3 protein-coding genes and 1 pseudogene are annotated in these 3,007 nt (G+C 53.8%); all 4 read right to left on the bottom strand.

The genetic code is table 11. The annotated features are described in order from the left end of the window. A pseudogene (locus tag M0974_RS05745) lies at positions 1 to 358 on the bottom strand (tellurium resistance protein TerC); the annotation flags it as partial. Positions 359 to 384: 26 nt separating this feature from the next. After that, complete coding sequence (locus M0974_RS05740; protein WP_297833883.1) at positions 385 to 834, bottom strand: tellurite resistance TerB family protein; 450 nt, start codon at positions 832 to 834, stop codon at positions 385 to 387. Positions 835 to 883: 49 nt separating this feature from the next. Further along, positions 884 to 2,065: a TerD family protein gene (locus M0974_RS05735; protein WP_297833880.1), complete on the bottom strand. Its 1,182-nt coding sequence runs from the start codon at positions 2,063 to 2,065 to the stop codon at positions 884 to 886. Then, complete coding sequence (locus tag M0974_RS05730; protein WP_297833878.1) at positions 2,062 to 2,655, bottom strand: TerD family protein; 594 nt, start codon at positions 2,653 to 2,655, stop codon at positions 2,062 to 2,064. Before M0974_RS05730 ends, M0974_RS05735 begins: the two co-directional genes overlap by 4 nt. Positions 2,656 to 3,007 lie beyond the last annotated feature (352 nt).

The following is a 3,007-nucleotide window of genomic DNA, read 5'->3' as shown; positions in this document are numbered from 1 at the left end:
GGCGGAAGACGATGGCGCCGATAATGCCCCAGTACAGAACCCGGTGACGCAGGCCGTCAGGGATTTTGAACCAGGCAAATATCGCCATGAACACGAACAGGTTGTCGACGCTAAGGACCTTTTCCAGTGCATAACCGGTGACGAACAGGCTCGCAACAGTTGGGCCGTGCTCGACATACAGAAACCCCGCGAAGCCCAGCGATATCACGATCCAGAACACCGACCAAACGGCAGCCTGTGTAAGCGATACCGGCTTGTTACCCCGATGGGAGAACATATCGATGAGCATTGCCGCTACAGCGAGCCCAACAAAGACTGCGGTCGTGAGTGGCGGAAATCCAAGTGACACGTTTTCCATTGAACTGCATTCCCTAATTCAAATGTTCACAGATCGAAATCGGCTGAGTTCAAACCAAGTTCGATACAAATGATCCGGCACATGGCTCGCTCGGCGTCATCGAAATGCCCATCAGCTCCCCCAATGGCGCAACACACGCGAATCAGCAGCCGAGCCGCGCCTTCTTTTTTCTTGATTTTGGCGATTGTTTTCAGCGCCTCCGCCTGGCCAATCTGGAAATCGAATTCGATGTTTGAGCAGATCGCCCGGAAGGATTTGAGGACATCTTCAGGATCAAACGCCTTGAGCTCTTGAGAGTTCTGAATGAAACCAGTCATCTTCAGTTTTTCGCTGGCACTGATATCGCCATCCGCCGCAGCCACCAAGGCGCAGCCCGCGACAACGGCGTCCATGAACTCGCGGTTTTTGAACTTGGCAACTTCGGTTGCCAACTTGTCGCGAGCAGCGGTTGCGTTTGTTTTTAGCCAATCCAGCATGTTGAACTCCTTATTAGCGAAGCCAGGACAGCCTCGCTGTTCTAATCCATCACTTTGAGCCCGCGGCCCAACGCATACCCCAGTGATAGGCGCGATCCATGTCCGAGTGGCCCTTGTGAAAATCCACTCGCCGGCTAACTTTTACTGCGCCGTTGTCGTTTTCAAGCAAAGCAATTGCGCACATGCCATACCGGCCGCCCTCCTCGTTGAGCTTCACTTCAATGGGCGGCTGGCCCGGGATGTGGATCGTGACAATGCCGTCGGTTTCCTTCCAATTAGGTGCCCCGTCATAGATGAACGCGAAGACCAAAATCTGCTTCATCTGTTGCCACTGTTTTCCATTGATGTGCAGCCATTCGCCGTCGCTCACCGAGCCGCTACGGTCATCGCCCATCAATTGAATAAACGGTTCGCCCTGGAGATTGCCGAAGGAATTACCCAGTGCCTGGACGGCGCCTTTTTTGCCATCTTGAAGTTCGTATAAGCAGCCGACATCGAGATCAATCGCGTCGTTTTTCAACGACCCAAAGAACCCGCGTTTACCTGTGCTGGCTTTGTTCCAATTGAGGTTGACCTTGATCTCGCCGAAACCTGCACCGGGTTTTTCAAGGCTGATCGTTGAGCGGGTCTTGTCCAGGGTGATTTTGCGGAGGCTTACCGTCGACTGCGCAGGAGGTACTACCGGAGCGGGGGCTTGCGTGGGTGCAACCACAGGTTCAGCAGCAGGCGACGCTACTTCGACCCCGAAGTGTTTGGCCAATGGCTCTAGACCACCGGAGAAACCTTGCGCTACGCAGCGGAATTTCCATGCGCCCTGTCGGCGATAGAACTCACCAAGAATCAGTGCGGTTTCCACCATTCCTGTTGTAGGAATAACCGCTTCAACACCGCTGCTGAGGGCTACTGACAATTGCGAGACGCTGCTGAAGCTGGCTTTGTTTTCATGGACCGTGGCGGTAAGGGCGACCCTGTCGACGGCAGCTTCCAGACGGCTTAAGTCCAGGGTGAAAGTGCTGCGACCTGATGCAGTGTCGGTGATTTGAACTGCCCCGCCGCAGACCTCTTTCTGGCCGAAAAAACACATATCCTGGTCGCCACGCACCTTGCCGTCTGCCGCGAGGACGAATGCTGAAATATCGATGTCTGCACCCGACAGGGGCTTATAGCTGACAGTCACGATGACCTGTGCCGACGCCACCGATGCGTTAGCGCCTGGCACCAGGCTGATCATGTCCGCAGCGCCTGGATAGCTAAGGTCACCAGATCATCTGCAGTGCGGCCCTTTGTGGCTTCACCGAGGGTGGTGAAATCCCAACCCGAAGCCGATCGGCTCAAGTAGGCCATCACGATGCCGGTGTGTTTGCCTTTCTCTGACAGATTGAAGCGCGCCAGTTCTTTACTATTTGACGAATCCAGAATGCGGCAGGTGGCGTTTTCGATTTTGTCGAAGTTCTGTCCCGTGAAGGCGTTTACGGTGAACACCAGGTACTTCACCAGAGCAGGCAGCTGTTCCAGGTCTACGGTGATGGACTCATCATCGCCATCACCTTCACCGGTACGGTTGTCACCCGAGTGTTTGATGGCGCCGTTTGTGGATTGAAGAGCACGGAACCACACCAAATCAACCGGCTTTTTGTCCGCGTCCAGCACGATACAAGAGGCGTCGAGGTCTATTTCCTGGCTGCCACCGCCCAATATCTTTGAGAAAAAACCACTAGGTTTTGCCGGGTCCCAACCTAGCCCCAAGGTGACTTTTTTAAGATCGCCTCCTGCAGTTTTAGCAAGGGAGATGGTTTGGTTCTTGGCCAAAGTAAGTGCCATGCTACGTTCCTTGTTGTTGATCAGTATCCGTACGAAGCTTTTTTTTTGAGCCGCTTCGCCACACGAAAATCAGGACTGAAAATCCGGGCGGCAATTCTCTCAGTGAACGGAAAAATGCGAAGCCGGGGGGAGCCCTCTTATGCTGTGGGATCGGTCCGAGGGCTCTGTAGGTAACGCACTACGGCGGTTTAACGTTGCTTAAAGCGGGGCTTTCCGGGGGTGAAGGTGATGGGTTTGTCCCGTGTCCTAGACACTTTTTAATCGGCCACGTATCGTCGCAATGGCTTTTCAATATCAGAGTACTCATGTCCAAAAAATCTTCTTTGTTTGACGATCTATTTGCGATTGCCAG

Origin of the sequence: Pseudomonas sp., from assembly GCF_026224925.1 — a bacterium.
Classification (GTDB): Bacteria; Pseudomonadota; Gammaproteobacteria; order Pseudomonadales; family Pseudomonadaceae; genus Aquipseudomonas.
This window is presented reverse-complemented; position numbering and strand designations above follow the sequence as displayed.

What these genes read in the sequence shown, in the direction of transcription:
- M0974_RS05740 (WP_297833883.1), bottom strand. Translation starts at nt 834, where the DNA reads ATGCTGGATTGGCTAAAAACAAACGCAACCGCTGCTCGCGACAAGTTG.
- M0974_RS05735 (WP_297833880.1), bottom strand. Translation starts at nt 2,065, where the DNA reads ATGATCAGCCTGGTGCCAGGCGCTAACGCATCGGTGGCGTCGGCACAG.
- M0974_RS05730 (WP_297833878.1), bottom strand. Translation starts at nt 2,655, where the DNA reads ATGGCACTTACTTTGGCCAAGAACCAAACCATCTCCCTTGCTAAAACT.